The organism is Streptococcus sanguinis (assembly GCF_050220005.1).
In the GTDB taxonomy this organism is placed as follows: domain Bacteria; phylum Bacillota; class Bacilli; order Lactobacillales; family Streptococcaceae; genus Streptococcus; species Streptococcus sanguinis_Z.
This window is the reverse complement of record NZ_CP071413.1, coordinates 1,656,288-1,674,675: the sequence shown is the minus strand read 5'-3', so window position 1 is coordinate 1,674,675 and position 18,388 is coordinate 1,656,288. Positions and strand designations below refer to the sequence as shown.

General features: G+C 43.3%; 20 protein-coding genes and 1 tRNA gene. 16 read left to right on the top strand and 5 right to left on the bottom strand.

From position 1 onward, the window contains the following. Positions 1–19 precede the first annotated feature (19 nt). From J1C86_RS08145 to J1C86_RS08135, 3 genes are all read left to right on the top strand, one after another. A complete protein-coding gene (locus J1C86_RS08145; RefSeq protein ID WP_125408867.1) occupies positions 20–1,486 on the top strand; it encodes an isopeptide-forming domain-containing fimbrial protein in 1,467 nt (488 codons plus the stop codon). A gap of 60 nt (positions 1,487–1,546) precedes the next feature. Beyond that, a complete protein-coding gene (locus J1C86_RS08140) occupies positions 1,547–2,986 on the top strand; it encodes an isopeptide-forming domain-containing fimbrial protein (protein ID WP_125408866.1) in 1,440 nt (479 codons plus the stop codon). Positions 2,987–3,054: 68 nt separating this feature from the next. After that, positions 3,055–3,942, top strand: a complete 888-nt coding sequence (locus J1C86_RS08135; RefSeq protein WP_125405280.1) for a class C sortase — start codon at positions 3,055–3,057, stop codon at positions 3,940–3,942. A gap of 172 nt (positions 3,943–4,114) precedes the next feature. On the opposite strand, the gene J1C86_RS08130 is transcribed toward J1C86_RS08135, so the two are convergent. From J1C86_RS08130 to J1C86_RS08120, 3 genes are read right to left on the bottom strand one after another with little or no spacing between them, the layout of a single operon-like run. Continuing rightward, positions 4,115–4,351 carry a zinc-ribbon domain-containing protein gene (locus J1C86_RS08130; RefSeq protein WP_002897142.1) on the bottom strand — a complete coding sequence of 79 codons (237 nt, stop codon included), beginning with the start codon at positions 4,349–4,351 and terminating at the stop codon, positions 4,115–4,117. 35 nt (positions 4,352–4,386) lie between these two features. Further along, positions 4,387–5,205: a peptidylprolyl isomerase gene (locus J1C86_RS08125; RefSeq protein ID WP_125405277.1), complete on the bottom strand. Its 819-nt coding sequence runs from the start codon at positions 5,203–5,205 to the stop codon at positions 4,387–4,389. A gap of 54 nt (positions 5,206–5,259) precedes the next feature. Beyond that, the gene (locus J1C86_RS08120) at positions 5,260–5,679 is read right to left on the bottom strand and encodes an NUDIX hydrolase (protein ID WP_002899875.1); all 420 of its coding nucleotides are present in this window, start codon (positions 5,677–5,679) and stop codon (positions 5,260–5,262) included. Positions 5,680–5,906: 227 nt separating this feature from the next. Between J1C86_RS08120 and J1C86_RS08115 the strand changes: the two genes are divergently transcribed. The 3 genes from J1C86_RS08115 to gloA2 all read left to right on the top strand — a co-directional run bounded on the left by J1C86_RS08115 (position 5,907) and on the right by gloA2 (position 9,019). Then, positions 5,907–6,089 (top strand): PspC domain-containing protein, encoded by a 183-nt coding sequence (locus J1C86_RS08115; protein WP_125405274.1) that lies wholly within the window; start codon positions 5,907–5,909, stop codon positions 6,087–6,089. A 129-nt stretch (positions 6,090–6,218) separates the two neighbouring features. Further along, on the top strand, positions 6,219–8,519 hold the full coding sequence (locus J1C86_RS08110; protein WP_125408865.1) for a DNA translocase FtsK: 2,301 nt from the start codon (positions 6,219–6,221) through the stop codon (positions 8,517–8,519). A gap of 113 nt (positions 8,520–8,632) precedes the next feature. Then, positions 8,633–9,019, top strand: a complete 387-nt coding sequence (gloA2, locus tag J1C86_RS08105; RefSeq protein WP_125408864.1) for an SMU1112c/YaeR family gloxylase I-like metalloprotein — start codon at positions 8,633–8,635, stop codon at positions 9,017–9,019. A 109-nt stretch (positions 9,020–9,128) separates the two neighbouring features. Here gloA2 and J1C86_RS08100 read toward each other — a convergent pair whose 3' ends face one another. Beyond that, entirely contained in the window at positions 9,129–9,476 is a 348-nt protein-coding gene (locus J1C86_RS08100) for a DUF3397 domain-containing protein (RefSeq protein ID WP_125405269.1), read from the bottom strand. A gap of 151 nt (positions 9,477–9,627) precedes the next feature. On the opposite strand from J1C86_RS08100, the gene rplK reads away from it, so the two are divergent. The 8 genes from rplK to J1C86_RS08060 all read left to right on the top strand — a co-directional run bounded on the left by rplK (position 9,628) and on the right by J1C86_RS08060 (position 16,241). Then, positions 9,628–10,053: a 50S ribosomal protein L11 gene (gene rplK / locus J1C86_RS08095; protein WP_002894851.1), complete on the top strand. Its 426-nt coding sequence runs from the start codon at positions 9,628–9,630 to the stop codon at positions 10,051–10,053. A 101-nt stretch (positions 10,054–10,154) separates the two neighbouring features. After that, on the top strand, positions 10,155–10,844 hold the full coding sequence (gene rplA / locus J1C86_RS08090; RefSeq protein WP_002894855.1) for a 50S ribosomal protein L1: 690 nt from the start codon (positions 10,155–10,157) through the stop codon (positions 10,842–10,844). Positions 10,845–10,973: 129 nt separating this feature from the next. Beyond that, entirely contained in the window at positions 10,974–12,425 is a 1,452-nt protein-coding gene (locus J1C86_RS08085) for an APC family permease (protein WP_125405266.1), read from the top strand. Between the two features lie 190 nt (positions 12,426–12,615). After that, a complete protein-coding gene (gene pyrH, locus J1C86_RS08080; RefSeq protein WP_002894857.1) occupies positions 12,616–13,341 on the top strand; it encodes a UMP kinase in 726 nt (241 codons plus the stop codon). Between the two features lie 19 nt (positions 13,342–13,360). Beyond that, on the top strand, positions 13,361–13,918 hold the full coding sequence (frr, locus tag J1C86_RS08075) for a ribosome recycling factor (RefSeq protein WP_125405263.1): 558 nt from the start codon (positions 13,361–13,363) through the stop codon (positions 13,916–13,918). A gap of 104 nt (positions 13,919–14,022) precedes the next feature. Further along, positions 14,023–14,877: an RNA-binding virulence regulatory protein CvfB gene (cvfB, locus tag J1C86_RS08070; RefSeq protein ID WP_125405260.1), complete on the top strand. Its 855-nt coding sequence runs from the start codon at positions 14,023–14,025 to the stop codon at positions 14,875–14,877. Between the two features lie 68 nt (positions 14,878–14,945). Further along, a complete protein-coding gene (locus J1C86_RS08065; RefSeq protein WP_002894860.1) occupies positions 14,946–15,161 on the top strand; it encodes a YozE family protein in 216 nt (71 codons plus the stop codon). Positions 15,162–15,251: 90 nt separating this feature from the next. Further along, complete coding sequence (locus tag J1C86_RS08060; RefSeq protein ID WP_142998649.1) at positions 15,252–16,241, top strand: PhoH family protein; 990 nt, start codon at positions 15,252–15,254, stop codon at positions 16,239–16,241. A 66-nt stretch (positions 16,242–16,307) separates the two neighbouring features. On the opposite strand, the gene ald is transcribed toward J1C86_RS08060, so the two are convergent. Beyond that, positions 16,308–17,420: an alanine dehydrogenase gene (ald, locus tag J1C86_RS08055; RefSeq protein WP_125405257.1), complete on the bottom strand. Its 1,113-nt coding sequence runs from the start codon at positions 17,418–17,420 to the stop codon at positions 16,308–16,310. Positions 17,421–17,550: 130 nt separating this feature from the next. On the opposite strand from ald, the gene J1C86_RS08050 reads away from it, so the two are divergent. Beyond that, positions 17,551–18,120 carry a GNAT family N-acetyltransferase gene (locus J1C86_RS08050; RefSeq protein WP_125405254.1) on the top strand — a complete coding sequence of 190 codons (570 nt, stop codon included), beginning with the start codon at positions 17,551–17,553 and terminating at the stop codon, positions 18,118–18,120. 48 nt (positions 18,121–18,168) lie between these two features. Continuing rightward, a tRNA-Thr gene (locus J1C86_RS08045) sits at positions 18,169–18,241 on the top strand. The last annotated feature ends 147 nt before the right edge of the window (positions 18,242–18,388 follow it).

Here is an 18,388-nt window from a genome sequence, read left to right as displayed (position 1 = left end):
TCCTTAAAAGGAGATTATAATGAAAAAATTAAAACAACTATTGATGACCATACTGGTCTTTTTCCTGACTTTTGCAGGTCTGCCGGCCGCATCAGCTGATACAACGACCTACACTATCCAACTGACTGGAACGACAGCTGGTCATACTTACGATGTTTATCAGATTTTTTCAGGGTCTTTAGATGCTAGTAACACCTTAACCAATATCGAGTGGGGCTCAGCAGTTAATCAGGCGAATATTGAATTCTACATGGGGACAGCAAGTGCGAAAGCTGCCAGTCTCAGTGGTAAAGCTAATGACTCTGAAGAAGCAAAGACCTTTGCAAAAGACATCATTCAATACTTAACGTACGGACCTACTAAGGTAGTTTCTAGTGAAGACGGAACAACAACTATTTCTGGCTTAGAGCCGGGTTACTACTTGATTAGAGACAGATATAATTCGTTGGCTGGTAAAGAAGGAGAAAGCTATACTCGTTTTATGCTACTCGTTTCAAAGGATACTAATGTAGCAATAAAATCAAGTTCACCAACCATTACTAAAAAGGTTAAGGCAAGTGACTCCAATACATACTCTTCAGCGGCAGACTATGCGATTGGTGACAAGGTTTACTTTGAGCTAACAGCAACTCTTCCGAGCAACTATGCTGACTATTCTTCCTATCAATTGGTCATCGATGATATCATGCCGCCAGGGTTGACTTATAATTACGATGCTCAGGTTATTCTAAAAAACGGTAATATAGAGACGGATGTTACAAGTAAATTTAACACTTACATCTATCAGGCAGGTGAAGGCATTAGATTAAATATTGTTAATTACTATCTAGAACGATTGAGCGATGTAACAATAACAGCTTCAAGTAAGTTTATCATTCGTTACAGTACGACGCTTGGAGATAAAGCTATCACTGGGGTAGCTGGTAATGAAAACACAGTGAGCTTGACTTACTTAAACGAGCCAAACGAAAAAAATTCTAATTCTACAGCAAAAACACCTGATAGTAAAGCCAAGGTTTACACTTACCAGCTAAAAGTAAATAAGGTCAAAGAAAATCAAGACCCTCTAGCTGGTGCAGGATTTACTCTTTATAAGAAAGTCAATAATCAATACACTGAAATCAAGAAGTTTGAAGCTGGCTCTGAGACCACTTTTGATTTTAAGGGGCTTGATTCTGGTGACTACAAGCTGGTTGAAAGTACAGTTCCTGCAGGATACAATGCTATGAAAGATATCGAGTTTACTATTTCAGGAACAATCGACTCCACAGGAGCTTTGACAAACCTGACAGCAACTTCAGCAAACGCGACATTTGAGACCGATGTCAATACTGGTATTATCACCCTGAAAGTGGTCAATAAGCAAGGAGCCCTTCTGCCAAACACAGGTGGAATTGGAACAACCATTCTTTACCTAGTCGGCACAAGTCTTGTGCTTGGAGCAGGCGTGCTCTTTGTAGTCAAAAAACGTGTTTCAACAAAATAAAAGGAGAACTAGAGGAAGTGATGAACGTTTAATTCATCTCCCTCCTCAAAGGAGATTAAAATGAAAAAAATAAAACAACTATTGATGACCGTCTTGGTCTTTATCCTGACTTTTGCAGGGCTACCGGTCGTATCAGCTGATACAACTTACACTATCCAGTTAAGTGGAACTTCAGAGGGACATTACTATGAAGTCTACTATATCTTTTCAGGGACTTTAGATACTAGCAACACCTTAACCAATATCGAGTGGGCTCCTGGGGTTACAGAAGCAGGTAGAACTCATTTTGGAAATGCTTCTGATAAAGCAGCTTCTTTAAGTGGTAAGCAAAATGACTCTGCGGAGGTCAAAGCTTTTGCCCAAGAATTGAATCAATATTTATCAAGTGCAGGTGTAACAACCGTTCAATCCCAACAAGGTACGACAACCATTTCAGGGCTAAAACCTGGTTACTATCTTATTAAGGACAGTAGGGGATCATTAGATAATAAAAAAGGCCATGCCTATACTAGCTTTATGCTGCAAGTGGCCAAGGATACAACTGTAGCCGTGAAAGCAGATGTTCCAACTCTTACAAAACAAGTTCGAGCTAATGGCTCTCAAAATTATACTGCAGCGACTGACTATAGAATCGGACAAAACATTCTTTTCCAAATCACCGCAACTCTTCCAAGTAACTATGCTGATTTTACGCGATATGAATTTACAATCAAGGATACAATTCCTGCTGGAATGACTTATAATAATGATGCTCAAGTTTATCTGCAAGAAGGGGGAACGGAAAAAGACATTTCAACATTTTTCCCAATTTCCTATACAGGCAATGTCATTACGATAACTCCAGGTGATCTTAAATATGTTCAAGACGTAAAAGTTTCTAGTAAGATTGTCATTCGCTACACTGCAAGATTAAACGATGATGCTGTTATGGGTGGTCTAGGAAATCCTAATATAGCTAGACTTACTTATTCAAATGATCCTAATGGTTTTACATCAACAACTGCTGAAACTCCTGATACCAAGGCAAATGTCTATACATACCAGCTGAAAGTAAATAAGGTCAAAGAAAATCAACAAGCCTTAGCTGGTGCGGGTTTCACCCTTTATAAGAAAGTCAATAACCAATACACTGAGATTAAAAAGTTTGAAGCTGACTCAAACAGCACTTTTGATTTTAAGGGGCTGGATTCGGGTGACTACAAGCTTGTAGAAAGTACAGTTCCATCAGGCTACAATGCTATGAAAGATATCGAGTTTACCATTTCAGGAACAATCGACTCCACAGGAGACTTGACAAATCTGACAGCAACTTCAGCAAACGCGACATTTGAGACCGATGTCAATACTGGTATTATCACCCTGAAAGTGGTCAATAAGCAAGGTGCTCTTCTGCCAAACACAGGTGGAATCGGAACAACCATTCTTTACCTAATCGGAACAAGTCTAGTTCTTGGTGCTGGAGTTCTATTTATTATCAAGAAACGCGCTGACTCTAGGTAATCTTAGGGAGAAAGAGGTAGATGAAGTATACTATCTCTTTTCCTTTCTTATGCGACTGAATAAATATTATGAAAAAACACCTTATTAATTTTTTGCTAATTTTATTTTTAGTTAGTGGGATAGGATTGTTACTCTACCCTACTGTAAGTGAACTTTGGAACTCTTATCATCAGTCGCAAGCTATTTCAAATTATGAGAATAAAGTAGAAAAGCTAGACACGAGTAAAGCAGATGAGATGAGAGCGGCTGCAGAGGTCTATAATCAAACCCTTGAAAAAGGAGTTGTTCCTAACTATCGTCTGTCAGAGGAAGAAAAAAGGACCTACAATAGCCTATTAGATGTTACAGGGACTGGCATTATGGCTTATGTGGAAATTCCTAAACTAGGAACCAACCTGCCCATTTACCATGGGACAGATGATGCTATTTTGCAAGTAGCAATTGGGCATATTCCAGGAAGTTCACTGCCAGTTGGCGGTCAAGGGACCCACTCAGTCATATCAGGTCACCGAGGTTTGCCTTCAGCCAAACTGTTTACAGATATTGACAAATTAAAAAATGGAGATCGGTTTATGATCCATGTCCTGGGAAAGACTATCACCTATCAAGTGGATCAGACCTTGACAGTTGAGCCTGAAGATATTTCTTCTTTGGCCATTGACCCAGATCAGGATTATTGCACACTGGTTACCTGTACCCCTTATGGGATAAATAGTCACCGCTTGTTAGTTAGAGGTCACCGAGTTCCAAATGAGAAGAACATTTCTAAATCAAGTAAGAAGAGGACAGATGTGATTCCTTGGATTTGTATAGCTATTATTCTTCTTGTGCTGATCTTTATTTTGCTTCTTCTTTATGTCAGAAGAAAGAAAAAAAGAGCTGAGCTACGTCGTAAAACAGGTTTGCGCTCAGCCGTTTATCGCAAACAGAACAAAAGGGGGCGTCATGCTAAATGATTTATGGAAATAGGAACAGTTATGTGAGAATTAATGAAGAAGGCAATTCCTTTTTTATCGAGGTGACAGTGTTTTATTCTTAAAAATCCTCACACGATAAGATAACTAGTCTTCATAGTTTACTCTTACAAAAAACGACTGATACAAGATTTGTCTCAGTCGCTTTTTAATACTAATAATTCAAAAACTGCTCGATTTCCTGCTTTTCAATCTGCTTGCCGTGCTGGCAGACTGGGCAGGTGAGGTAATGTTTTCTACCGTAAGGAAAGGTTGGAATCCAATAGAGTGTAAACTTTCGACCGGTTTCAATAATGTCCCAAGGTGCAACATTGTGGCAGTTGGCACACTCGATATTGCTTTGGGTCTGTCCTACGTTTTTCTGATAACCTTTATATCCCCAGATAATCATATTGATTTCCCTCCTTTATTGGTTGGGCGGTCAGCTTATTTGCTGAAGTCATAGTCCTTGATAATCTCGATTTTTTCAATCTTGATATCTTTTTTAGGCTTGTCGTTGTCGTCTGTTTCTGCAGCAGCGATTTTGTCCACCACATCCATCCCTTCCAGCACTTGGCCGAATACGGTATAAGCTCCGCCATCTAAAGTAGGATTTCCACCGTTTTTATAGGCTTCGATGATCTTAGCTGGGAAAGAATCCGTAGACATTTGGCTAGACAAGTCTTTCTTGCTTTGATTAATGAAGAACTGACTGCCATTGGTACCAGGGCCTGCATTAGCCATGGATAGGGCACCACGAATATTATAGAGATATGGAGAATACTCATTTTTAAAGCCGTTTCCAGAGTCTTTAGACTTGTCTTTTCCCTTCCAGATAGACTCGCCTCCAGTGCCGTCACCTTTAGGGTCTCCGGTCTGAATCATAAATTCATTGATAACACGGTGGAATAAAACGCCATCATAGTAGCCTTCCTTGGCATGGGTCAGGAAGTTTTCGACAGCCAGTGGAGCTTGTTTTGGAAAGAGCTTGATGCGGATATCGCCTTCAGTCGTTATCAACTTGACTTCCGCTTCATCTTCAGCAACTTCTGTAGATAGCTGCGGAAAATTGGCATTTTCGTTGGTCATGGCATCCTTGAATTGCTCACGGAGTTTGCTGGTTTCCTCTGGATCAGAGCTAGAGCTCACTAGAGAGGAACTGCTGGATGAGTTGGAGGAGCTAGTAGTCTCCTCTTTCTTACCTTTACCAGAGCAGCCAGCCAAGACAAGTCCTGATAAGAGACTGATAAGAAGAATTTTTTTCATATAAAACCTTTCTCACATTAGATTGTAAACTACTGATATTTTACTACAATTAAGCTAGTTTTTCAAACCCTCCTGTGTCAGACAATCCAGGAGCAGATTTTTAAGTCCTGCTGGCCGTAAGTTTAGGCCGCAAATTGCTTCTATGTCTAACCATTCAGGTTGATAGACATTCTGGGCATGACTGCGAAGGGCTTCCTCACCCTGAATCATTGGGGCTGATGTATGGCTGATAGTTGCATGAAAATAGGTTTCTAAGCGTTGGCCATTTCTGAAAGTAAAGGCTGGCTGCAGCTGCTTTTCAGACAAGCTCCAACCCAGTTCTTCCTGAATTTCTCGCTGAGCTGCTTGGACTGCAGTCTCACCTGAATCGGCTTCGCCGCCAGGTATCACAAAATACTCTTCTCCATTTTTCCAGCGGTGGATGAGCAGTAATTGCTTGGTTTGGGGATTGTGAAGAATGACTCCGGCTCGCATTATCTTCCTCCTGATATGTTTTTACTGTTAATTAATTAGAATTTCCTTTTATTCTAACACAAGAACAAAAGTTTTGCTGGGACTTGTTAAAAGTATGGTAGAGTGAACAAATTTATCTTGATGTAATTAAATTTTATCGAAAGAGAGAGTTTAATAGCAGGCGAACTTGTGCACAGAGAAATGTTATGGTAAAATAAACAGTGTAAAAATAATAAGGAGTGTTTTCCATGGAGAAAAGACTGACAAGAGATGTCAAAAACAAGAAAATCGCTGGTGTATGTGCTGGTATCGCAAACTACTTTGATTTAGATCCAACCTTGGTCCGTGTTATTTGGATTCTTTTGGTCTGTGCAGCAGGTACGGGTGTCTTGGCTTACTTGATTGCCTGGGCGGTTATGCCAGAGGCTTAATAAGAATTTTGTGATAGTGAAATGAGAACTGGTTAGTCCAGTTCTTTTTGCGTGGATAAATAAGTTTTTTGTTTCTGATCTAGATAAAAGATTTCTCATCTATGGCTCAAATATGGTATAATAAGGGTTATGGCAACTAAGAAAAACACGAAAAAAGGCCGGACAACTCGCCGGCCGACAAAAGCAGAATTAGAAAGACAAAAAGCAATAAAGAGAATGATTGCCACCTTTGTGCTGGCTCTTATTCTTTTGTTTGCAGCTATAAAGCTGGGCGCCTTTGGGGTTACCATTTATAATATGATTCGCCTCTTGGTGGGAAGCTTGGCTTATCTGGCTATTCTGGCCAGCTTTGGCTATCTCTTTTTTTTCAAGTGGCTGCACAAGCACGAGGGGACACTTTCAGGATTTATCAGCCTTTTTTTGGGACTGGAGTTAATTTTCCAAGCTTATTTTGTCAGTGTGTTGAAGCTAGAGGGAGCAGCTGTCTTATCCACAACTCTAGGCAGGGTTTTGACTGATCTGACAGCCTTTAAGGTCAGCTCCTTCGCGGGTGGTGGCCTGCTAGGTTCTCTCCTTTACGCGCCTATCTCTTTCCTTTTTTCAAATATCGGTTCTTATTTCTTCGGTCTGCTGCTCATTCTTTTGGGCGGTCTGCTTATGAGCCCTTGGTCTATCTATGACATTTCAGAAAAGGCTATGGCAGCCTTTCAAAATTGGAGAGAAAAGCAGGAAGAAAAGCGTCAGCTCCGTTTCCTGGAGCAGGAAGAGAAAGCTGCACAGGCAGCTATGCAAGCCATTGAAGTAGAGCAAGAGGAAGCTGAAGTCGATCCTGAAACAGGAGAGATTTTAGATGACGAGGACTTGTCAAATACAGCTGTGGACTTTGACGAGGCAGACTATGAGGAAGTGGGAGAGTATGATCCTCATGAGCCTCTGGACTTTGGTCGCGAAGAAGAGACGGAGGAGGCAGATGTAGACGTTGAAGTGGACTTTACCGCCAAGGAAAGTCTGGACTACAAGCTGCCGACCATCAATCTCTTTGCGCCCGACAAGCCTAAAAACCAGTCCAAAGAAAAACGCATTGTCCGAGATAATATTAAGATTTTGGAAGAGACCTTTGCTAGTTTTGGGATAAAGGCTGCTGTTGAGAGGGCTGAAATCGGACCTTCCGTCACTAAGTACGAGGTCAAGCCAGCAGTTGGAGTTCGGGTCAATAGGATTTCCAATCTGGCGGACGATTTGGCTCTTGCCCTAGCTGCTAAGGATGTACGGATTGAAGCGCCGATTCCTGGAAAATCCCTTGTCGGAATTGAAGTACCCAATTCTGAAGTTGCGACCGTGACTTTCCGAGAACTCTGGGAACAGTCGAAGACGGATGCCAGCAAGCTCCTAGAAATCCCACTTGGGAAGGCTGTCAACGGCTCTGTCCGCTCCTTTGACTTGGCTAAGATGCCCCATCTCTTGGTAGCGGGCTCTACTGGTTCTGGAAAATCTGTGGCCGTCAACGGTATTATTGCCAGCATTCTCATGAAAGCCAGACCTGATGAAGTCAAGTTTATGATGGTGGATCCTAAGATGGTGGAGCTGTCCGTTTATAATGACATTCCCCACTTGCTTATCCCAGTCGTGACCAATCCTCGCAAGGCTAGCCGTGCACTCCAGAAGGTTGTAGATGAGATGGAAAACCGCTATGAACTCTTCTCCAAGGTCGGTGCCCGTAACATTGCTGGCTACAATGCTAAAGTAGCCGAGTACAATGCTCAGTCAGAATACAAGCAGGTGCCCCTGCCTTTAATCGTCGTCATCGTGGACGAGCTGGCTGACCTTATGATGGTGGCCAGCAAGGAAGTGGAAGATGCCATTATTCGTCTGGGACAAAAAGCGCGTGCAGCTGGGATTCACATGATTCTGGCTACCCAGCGTCCATCAGTAGATGTTATCTCCGGTCTGATTAAGGCCAATGTGCCCTCTCGGATTGCCTTTGCTGTATCCAGCGGGACAGATAGTCGGACTATTCTGGATGAAAATGGAGCAGAAAAGCTCTTGGGTCGAGGAGACATGCTCTTTAAGCCTATTGATGAAAACCATCCGGTTCGTTTGCAGGGCTCCTTTATCTCAGATGAAGATGTGGAGCGAATCGTAGCCTTTGTCAAGAATCAAGCTGAAGCGGACTATGACGATAGCTTTGATCCTGGTGAAGTATCTGAAAGTGATATGGAGTCTGGCGGTGGCGACGATGAAGGTGATCCGCTCTTTGAAGAAGCCAAGGCCTTGGTTATCGAGACTCAGAAAGCCAGCGCTTCTATGATTCAGCGGCGACTCTCGGTCGGCTTTAATCGAGCCACTCGTCTTATGGAAGAACTTGAAGCGGCAGGCGTTATCGGACCAGCCGAAGGCACCAAGCCTCGAAAGGTTTTGCAGACTAATTAATCTTTATTTTTACGAGTTTGCTAGGAAGAAAATCATTTGATAAAAATAAATCTGCCAGCAGTCAGCCGGCAGATTTTCTCTACTTAACATTGCCAAGGAAAGGAAAAGAAGGTATGAAACTAGACACCATTCACCATATCGCCATCATTGGTCATGATTATGCCAAGACCAGGGAGTTTTATGTGGACAAGCTGGGCTTTGAGCAGCTGGATGAGCACCATCGACCAGACAAGCAGGACATTCTCTTTAACGTTCGCAAGGGAAATCTAACTCTGGAAATTTTTATCAAGGAAGAAGCTCCCAAGCGGCCAGCCCTGCCGCATCCTGAGCATACTGGTCTGAGGCATCTGGCTTTCCGAGTGACAAATGTCGAAGAAACGCTGGAGGAATTTGACCGTTTGGAGATTCCTCATACCGAGCTGCGTTATGATGACTTTGACGGCCGTAAGATGGCTTTCTTCTTTGATCCTGATGGCCTGCCTCTGGAGATTCACGAATAAAACTAGGAGCATCGGTAGGTTCTTCTTTCACGATAGAAGTAGGACTTGTAAGTCCCGCATATGAAACCCCATCGGCTATCTTATGACCGATGGGGTTTGTTTTACATTGTTACAAAAAGAGTCCGATGACCATGGCTAGGTACATGAAGAAGGTCAGAAGAAAACCAGCCCGCCAGAAGAACTTGAAAAACTTGGGATAGTAGAAGCTCCGTTTTTTCTTTAGAAAATAAATGGTGATGGCGATAGCGAGAACGGAGAGAACTAATGTAAGCTGGGGCAGCAAGCTATGATAGTAGGCCTTGTCTGAAATGATATAAAATTCCACAACAAAAAGCGGAAAAGCCAAGTCCGCAAAGTTTAAACCGTATTTTCTTAATTGAAAAACTCGCACTGTAATAGTGGTTAAAATCAAAGTTAAAAAGATAAATAAAATCGAAGCAATCTTTAATAGTGTCATAAGATTATTTTACCACAAAAAATTCAAAAAAGAAGATAAAATTCCTTGCATTTAACAAAGTTTAGTGTATAATAGAAAGGTATGCGAAAAGCATACTTGTGGGAGGTAAAAATCTTTATTTACCGCCAAAACCACAAAGGAGGATTTAAAAATGGCTAAAAAGGTCGAAAAACTTGTAAAATTGCAAATCCCTGCTGGTAAAGCTACTCCAGCTCCACCAGTTGGTCCTGCGCTTGGTCAAGCCGGTATCAACATCATGGGATTCACTAAGGAGTTCAACGCTCGTACAGCTGATCAAGCTGGTATGATTATTCCAGTTGTTATCTCAGTATACGAAGACAAATCATTCACTTTCGTGACTAAGACTCCGCCAGCTGCTGTTCTTTTGAAGAAAGCTGCAGGTGTTGAAAAAGGTTCTGGTGAGCCAAACAAAACGAAAGTTGCAACAGTTACTCGTGCGCAAGTACAAGAAATTGCTGAAACTAAGATGCCAGATTTGAACGCTGCAAACATCGAGTCTGCAATGCGTATGATTGAAGGTACTGCTCGTTCTATGGGATTCACTGTTGTTGACTAATCAATAACGCTCATCCCATTTGCCCGCACTACACTTGATCAGATTGACGAGTGACGTGGGAGATGAAAATCGATTGAACCACTTACAAGGAGAAAGATAAAATGGCTAAAAAAAGCAAACAACTTCGTGCTGCTCTTGAAAAAATCGACAGCACAAAAGCATACAGCGTAGAAGAAGCTGTAGCACTTGCAAAAGAAACTAACTTTGCAAAATTCGATGCAACTGTAGAAGTTGCTTACAACCTGAACATCGACGTTAAAAAAGCTGACCAACAAATCCGTGGCGCAATGGTATTGCCAAACGGAACTGGTAAAACTTCACGCGTTCTTGTTTTCGCACGTGGAGCAAAAGCTGAAGAAGCAAAAGCTGCTGGTGCAGACTTCGTTGGTGAAGATGACCTCGTTGCAAAAATCAACGACGGTTGGTTGGACTTTGACGTAGTAATCGCTACGCCTGACATGATGGCACTTGTAGGTCGCCTTGGACGTGTCCTTGGACCTCGTAACTTGATGCCAAACCCTAAAACTGGTACTGTAACAATGGATGTTGCAAAAGCAGTTGAAGAGTCTAAAGGTGGTAAGATTACTTACCGTGCAGACCGTGCAGGTAACGTACAAGCTATCATTGGTAAAGTTTCATTTGAAGCTGACAAGTTGGTTGAAAACTTCAAAGCTTTCAACGACACAATCCAAAAAGCGAAACCAGCTACTGCTAAAGGTACTTACGTAACCAACCTGACTATCACTACTACACAAGGTGTTGGTATCAAGGTTGACGTAAACTCACTTTAAGAATTAAATTGAACTGCCTTCGGGTAGTTCTTTTTTTGAAATAAAATTGATGATAGCGATTACAAACTCATAGAAACATGTTATAATAATATCGAATCAATTTATTTTATAACAAAAGGAGACGGTGTCATGAAAAAAGATCAGAAGCAGCTAACCTGGCTGATGGTATCTCTGATTGCTTTTAATATGGTCTGGGGTCTGGGAAATGTGGTTAATAACTATTCCCAGCAGGGTATTTCGGTAATTGTTTCTTGGATTCTTATCCTAGCTATTTACTTCATTCCTTATGCCCTAATCGTGGGGCAACTAGGCTCGACTTTTAAGGAGAGCGGAGGCGGTGTCAGCGACTGGGTGGAGAAAACCTCTACCAAGCGGCTGGCTTATTTTGCGGCCTGGACTTACTGGGTAGTGCATATTCCTTATCTGGCTCAAAAGCCACAAGGTGTTTTGATTCCGCTGGGCTGGGCTCTTCAGGGGAATGGTGATTTTTTGAGCAGCCTTGATATTCATTGGATTGTTATTCTTAGCTTGCTGATTTTCGGTGCCTTTCTCTATTTGTCCACCAAGGGGCTGTCCACGCTCAAGGTGATTGGGGGCTTGGCAGGAAGTGCCATGCTGATTATGTCTTTCCTCTTTGTCCTCTTAGCAGTTGGGGCACCTTTTATCAAACCTGACATGCAGTTTGCGACGGCTAATATGGATAAGCTTAGCACTTACATTCCCAACTTTGACTTCTCTTATTTCACGACTATCTCCCTCTTAGTCTTTGCGGTCGGCGGGGCTGAAAAAATCTCTCCTTACGTTAACCAAACACGCAATCCAGCCAAGGAATTTCCCAAGGGGATGATTGTCATGGCTGTCATGGTTGGTGCATCTGCTATCCTAGGCTCTATTGCTATGGGCATGCTTTTTGATGGCAGCAATATTCCTGAGGATCTGATGCGAAACGGTGCTTATCAAGCTTTCCAAAAGCTGGGCAGCTACTGGGGTGTAGGCAATGTGCTAGTAGTCATCTATGCCCTGACCAATATGGTTGGACAGATTGCTGCACTGGCTTTCTCTATTGACGCGCCTCTGCAAATCATGCTCAATAATGCAGATGAAGAGTTTGTCCCAAGCTGGCTGCGCAAGAGAACATCAAAAGGAGTCCTAATTAACGGTTACATCCTGACAGGGATTTTAGTTAGCTTACTAATTATTCTGCCTATCTTTGGAATCAAAGAAATTGACGGCCTGGTCAAATGGATGACCAACCTCAACTCCATCGTTATGCCCATGCGGTATCTCTGGGTATTCCTGGCCTATATGTTATTAAACAAAGCTTGGAAAAAGTACAAAGATGCTGAGTACAAGTTTACCAAAAATCCAAAAGTTGGCTTTGCTATCGGAGCTTGGTGCTTTCTCTTTACAGCCTTTGCCTGCATTTTAGGGATGGTTCCGAAAGTAGACTTTGCCAAAGACCCAGCTGGCTGGCAATTCTCTCTCTTGACAAATATCCTGACGCCAATCGTCTTGATCAGTCTGGGTGTTATCCTGCCGCTCTTAGCTAAGCGGGAAAGGAAACAGTCGCTCAAGCAGTGAGTAGACCTAGCAAAAGATGATTGAAGTATTCATTCCCAGTCCTATCTGATGATGGGGCTGGTTTTTCTGTGAAATAAGCTTGTCTGCTCTGCTATTTTACAAAAAGGAAAAAAGAAAAATTTCAGTGATTTAACTATATAAAAATCACAAAATGTGGTAAAATAGTACAGATAAAATAAGGAGTAAAAAAATGGTAGAACCTAAGTATAAGCGTATTTTGATTAAGTTGTCAGGTGAAGCTCTTGCCGGTGAAAAAGGCGTTGGTATTGATATTCAGACTGTTCAGAAGATGGCGGAAGAAATCAAAGAAGTTCACGATTTGGGAGTTCAAATTGCTCTGGTTATCGGAGGCGGAAACCTTTGGCGGGGTGAGCCGGCAGCAGAAGCAGGCATGGACCGCGTGCAGGCCGACTATACTGGTATGTTGGGCACTGTCATGAATGCGCTGGTAATGGCGGATTCGCTGCAGCAAGTCGGTGTAGATACGCGCGTGCAGACTGCGATTGCTATGCAGCAGGTAGCTGAGCCTTACATCCGAGGTCGGGCCCTTCGTCATTTGGAAAAAGGCCGTATCGTCATTTTCGGTGCAGGTATTGGTTCTCCTTATTTTTCAACCGATACAACCGCTGCCTTGCGCTCAGCAGAGATTGAAGCAGATGCGATTCTCATGGCCAAAAATGGCGTAGATGGTGTTTACAATGCCGATCCTAAGAAAGACAAGACCGCTGTTAAGTTTGATGAGCTGACTCACCGGGATGTCATCAGCAAGGGACTGCGGATTATGGACTCAACGGCTTCGACCTTGTCTATGGACAATGATATTGACTTGGTTGTCTTTAACATGAATGAGCCGGGCAATATCAAACGCGTTGTTATCGGTGAGCAAATCGGAACAACAGTATCAAATAATTTATAAGAACGGAGATTAGAAACTCATGGCAAATGCAATTGTAGAAAAAGCAAAAGAAAGAATGACCCACTCGCACCAAAGTTTGGCTCGTGAATTTGGCAGCATCCGTGCAGGCCGCGCCAATGCCAGCCTTTTGGACCGCGTCCATGTGGAGTACTATGGAGTAGAAACTCCGCTCAATCAAATCGCTTCGATTACGATTCCGGAAGCGCGTGTTCTTTTGGTGACACCTTTTGACAAGTCTTCTATCAAGGACATTGAGCGTGCGCTTAATGCTTCTGACCTCGGTATTACGCCAGCCAGCGATGGCTCTGTGATTCGTTTGGTCATTCCAGCTCTGACAGAGGAAACTCGCCGTGATTTGGCTAAAGAAGTGAAAAAGGTCGGTGAAAATGCTAAAGTTGCTATCCGCAACATCCGCCGCGATGCTATGGATGAAGCTAAGAAGCAGGAAAAAGCTAAAGAAATCACTGAAGATGAATTGAAGACCTTGGAAAAGGATATTCAAAAAGTAACGGACGATGCTGTCAAACATATCGATGAAATGACAGCAAATAAAGAAAAAGAACTTTTAGAAGTTTAACATTTTTATCAGAATCAAAACTCAGTTGGCTTTGGCTGACTGAGTTGTTTTAACATCAAAAATCCTTGCCCGGTTTGAAGAAGCAAGGTAGAAAATAGGTCTATATGAATACAAATATTGCCAGCTTCATCGTGGGTATCATCACGGATGAAAATGATCGCTTTTACTTTGTTCAAAAGGACGGTCAGGTTTATGCCCTTTCTAAGAAAGAGGGAGCGCATGAGCTGGGACAGTCTGTCAAAGGCTTTGCCTATAGCGATATGAAGCAGAAGCTTCGCCTGACAACTCTTGAAGTTACAGCTACTCAAGACCAGTTTGGCTGGGGAACAGTAACGGAGGTCCGCAAGGATTTAGGCGTCTTTGTTGATACCGGTCTGCCGGATAAGCAAATCGTTGTGTCACTTGACATCTTGCCAGAAATCAAGGAACTCTGGCCTAAGAAAGGCGACCGCCTCTATATCCGTCTGGATGTTGACAAAAAGGATCGTATCTGGGGCCAACTGGCTTATCAGGAGGATTTCCAGCGTCTGGCTCGTCCAGCCTACAATAACATGCAAAACCAAAACTGGCCAGCCATCGTTTATCGGCTCAAGCTTTCTGGCACCTTTGTCTACCTGCCGGAGAATAATATGCTGGGCTTCATCCATCCAAGCGAGCGCTATGCAGAGCCTCGTCTAGGTCAGGTATTGGACGCACGGGTGATTGGCTTCCGTGAAGTAGACCGCACGCTTAACCTCTCGCTTAAGCCCCGTTCCTTTGAAATGTTGGAAAACGATGCCCAGATGATTCTGACCTATCTGGAGAGCAATGGAGGCTTCATGACCTTGAATGATAAATCTTCACCAGACGACATCAAGGCTACATTTGGCATTTCCAAAGGCCAGTTTAAAAAAGCTCTGGGTGGGCTGATGAAAGCTGGTAAAATCAAGCAGGATCCGACTGGAACAGAGTTGGTGTGAGGATAAAGAATCTCGTATCTAGAGCTGATGCTTGGAAGGATACGGTCTTAAAGAAATGAAAGGAACCTATGAGAAAATCTTTTTACAGCTGGCTGATGACAGAGCGCAATCCTAAGAGCAAGGAGCCCAAGGCTATTTTGGCGGATTTGGCTTTTCAGGATACGGCCTTTCCCAAGCATACAGATGATTTTGATGAGGTCAGTCGTTTTCTGGAGGAGCATGCCAATTTTTCCTTTAACTTGGGGGAATTCGATGCTATTTGGGAAGAGTATCAGGCACATTGAGTGGATAGTGGCTAGGGATAGTCATTTTCTGCTTGCTTTGATATAATAAAGGTAATTCATTCAAAAAAATAAATTAGAGAGGTTCTTTGTTTGCAGGAACATTCAGTAGAATTGAAACTGGGCCATCCAGATGATGCTTTTCATCTCTTTGGCTCTAATGAACGCCATCTGCGCCTGATGGAACAGGAATTAAAGGTCACCATCCATGCCCGAACCGAGATTGTGCAGATTTTAGGTACGGAGACTGCCTGCGAGGAGACTCGACAGGTCATTCAGGCTCTATTGGTCTTGGTCAATCGTGGCATGACCATCGGTACTCCCGATGTTGTGACAGCCATTACCATGGTCAAAAATGATGAAATTGATAAGTTTGTAGCTCTTTACGAAGAAGAGATTATCAAGGATAGCTATGGCAAGCCAATTCGGGTCAAGACACTTGGTCAGAAGATCTATGTAGACAGTGTTAAAAATCATGATATCGTCTTTGGTATCGGGCCAGCTGGAACAGGGAAGACTTTTCTGGCGGTGACCTTGGCGGTGACAGCTCTCAAGCGTGGGCAGGTCAAGCGAATTATCCTGACACGTCCAGCAGTGGAAGCTGGTGAGAGTTTGGGCTTTCTGCCTGGTGACCTTAAGGAAAAGGTGGATCCTTATCTGCGGCCGGTCTATGATGCCTTGTATCAGATTTTGGGTAAGGATCAAACGACGCGCCTCATGGAGCGAGAAATCATTGAGATTGCACCTTTAGCCTATATGCGGGGGCGGACGCTGGATGATGCCTTTGTGATTCTGGACGAGGCACAAAATACGACTATCATGCAGATGAAGATGTTTCTGACACGCCTTGGTTTCCAGTCCAAGATGATTGTCAATGGAGACATCAGCCAGATCGACCTGCCTCGCAATGTTAAATCAGGACTTATTGATGCTCAGGAGAAATTGAAGAACATCTCTCAGATCGACTTTGTGCATTTCTCAGCTAAGGATGTCGTTCGTCATCCAGTGGTGGCGCAGATTATCCGAGCTTATGAACCAACTCCTGTTAAAGAGGCTGCAACTGAGCCAGAAGAAATGGAATAGCATACGAAAAGAGCAGATTTATTTCTGCTCTTTTTGTGCGATTAATTTTAAAGTCGAAATGTTCAACTAAACGAGTTCGTCAATAGATGTGTAGTCCTTGTTGAGTCCCTCTGCAACTGGAAGGCTGGTGATGTGGCCTTGGTAGGTTGTGACACCTTGGCGCAGTCCTTGGTCATCCGCAATGGCTTGCTTGAAGCCTTTTCCTGCCAAAGCCTCCACATAAGGAAGGGTTACATTGGTCAAGGCGATGGTAGAAGTGCGGGCTACGGCACCAGGGATATTAGCAACTGCATAGTGGAGGACACCATGTTTTTCATAGACAGGCTCGGTGTGAGTCGTTACACGGTCGGCTGTTTCAATGACACCGCCTTGGTCAACGGCTACGTCAACAATGACTGAGCCTGGACGCATTTGCCTAACCATATCGTCTGTCACCAGTTTCGGAGCTTTCGCACCTGGAATGAGGACAGCGCCAATCACGACATCTGCCTCTCGAACGCTAGCTTCGATATTGAAAGGATTAGACATGAGGGTCTGGATTTGATGACCAAAGACATCTTCTAGGACAGACAGACGCTTAGCACTGATATCCAAAATAGTCACTTGAGCACCCAATCCTAGAGCGATACGAGCGGCATGAGTTCCAACGACACCGCCACCGATGATGGTAACTTTTCCTTTCGGAACGCCCGGTACACCACCGAGAAGTACGCCGGATCCGCCTTCACGCTTAGTCAGGAAGTGGGCTCCGATTTGGACAGCCATCCGTCCAGCTACCTCACTCATAGGTACCAAGAGTGGCAGTTGTCCATCTTGATCGCGGACAGTTTCGTAAGCCAGACCGGTTGTCTTGGCACTGGTCATAGCATCTGCTAGCTCAGGAGCGGCAGCCATGTGCAGGTAGGTAAAGAGCAAGAGGTCATCTCGCAGGAAGCCATATTCAGCAGCCAGGGGTTCTTTGACCTTGACCACTAGCTCAGCTGCCCATGCTTCTGCAGCAGTAGGGACGATTTTTGCACCTTGCTTTTCATAGTCTGCATCTGTAAAACCAGATCCCAGACCTGCATTTGTCTCAATCAGCACTTCATGTCCTTTACCAACGAGGCTGTGAACACCAGCTGGTGTCAGAGCGACACGATTTTCATTGTTTTTGATTTCTTTTGGAATACCGATTAACATAAAAAATATGCTCCTTTTTTAAGATGTTTTTATTGTATATGAAAACGCTTCAAAAATCAAGAAAAAATCGGAGTGGTTTGCTTTCATTAGTGAATTGTGCTATTCTGTTAAGAAAAAATAGGAGGTCCTGATGGAAAATATCTATGTCAAACTGGCTCGTCATACCAGACTGGAAACTGAGCGGTTGATTCTGCGCCCAGTGACCTTGGAAGATGCCCCAGCGATGTTTGAGTACGCTTCGGATGAGGAAAATACTCGCTATACCTTTGAGACTAACAAAAGCTTAGAAGAAACACGCAATAATATCGCTCTCTTTTATCTGACCAATCCTCTGGGGCGCTGGGGAATAGAAGTGAAGGAAAGCTGTAAATTCATCGGGACTATTGACCTGCATAAGATCAGGCTAGACTTGAAAACGGCAGCTATCGGCTATGTAATCAATAAAAAATACTGGAACCAGGGCTACACGACAGAGGCCAATCGCTCAGTCATCAAGCTGGCTTTTGAGGAAGTCGGAATGAATAAACTTGTAGCGCTGCATGATGTGGATAATCCAGCATCTGGCCGAGTTATGGTCAAGTCTGGTATGAAATATTCCCACGAAGAGCCTTATGCATCACTAGACAAATATAAGAAAGGCTGCATTGTGACACGGGTTCATTACTATCTGACTAGGGAAGATTATTTTGCAAAAAAATGAGAAAGGATATTGACAAGCACCTATCTACATGATATATTAGATAGGTACGCTGATTTAGCTCAGTTGGCAGAGCGCATCCATGGTAAGGATGAGGTCGCCGGTTCGATCCCGGCAATTAGCATCTTGTAGGACAAGGTTGGGGTTTCCCAGCCTTTTCTTTTTGTCAGTTATAGCAAATAGTGAAAGGCAAAGTTTCGGGAAGGAACGTAATAAAAATAGCTGCTTTTGTCTTTGTGATGAGAGGTTGATAAATCTGCTCTGCTATTTT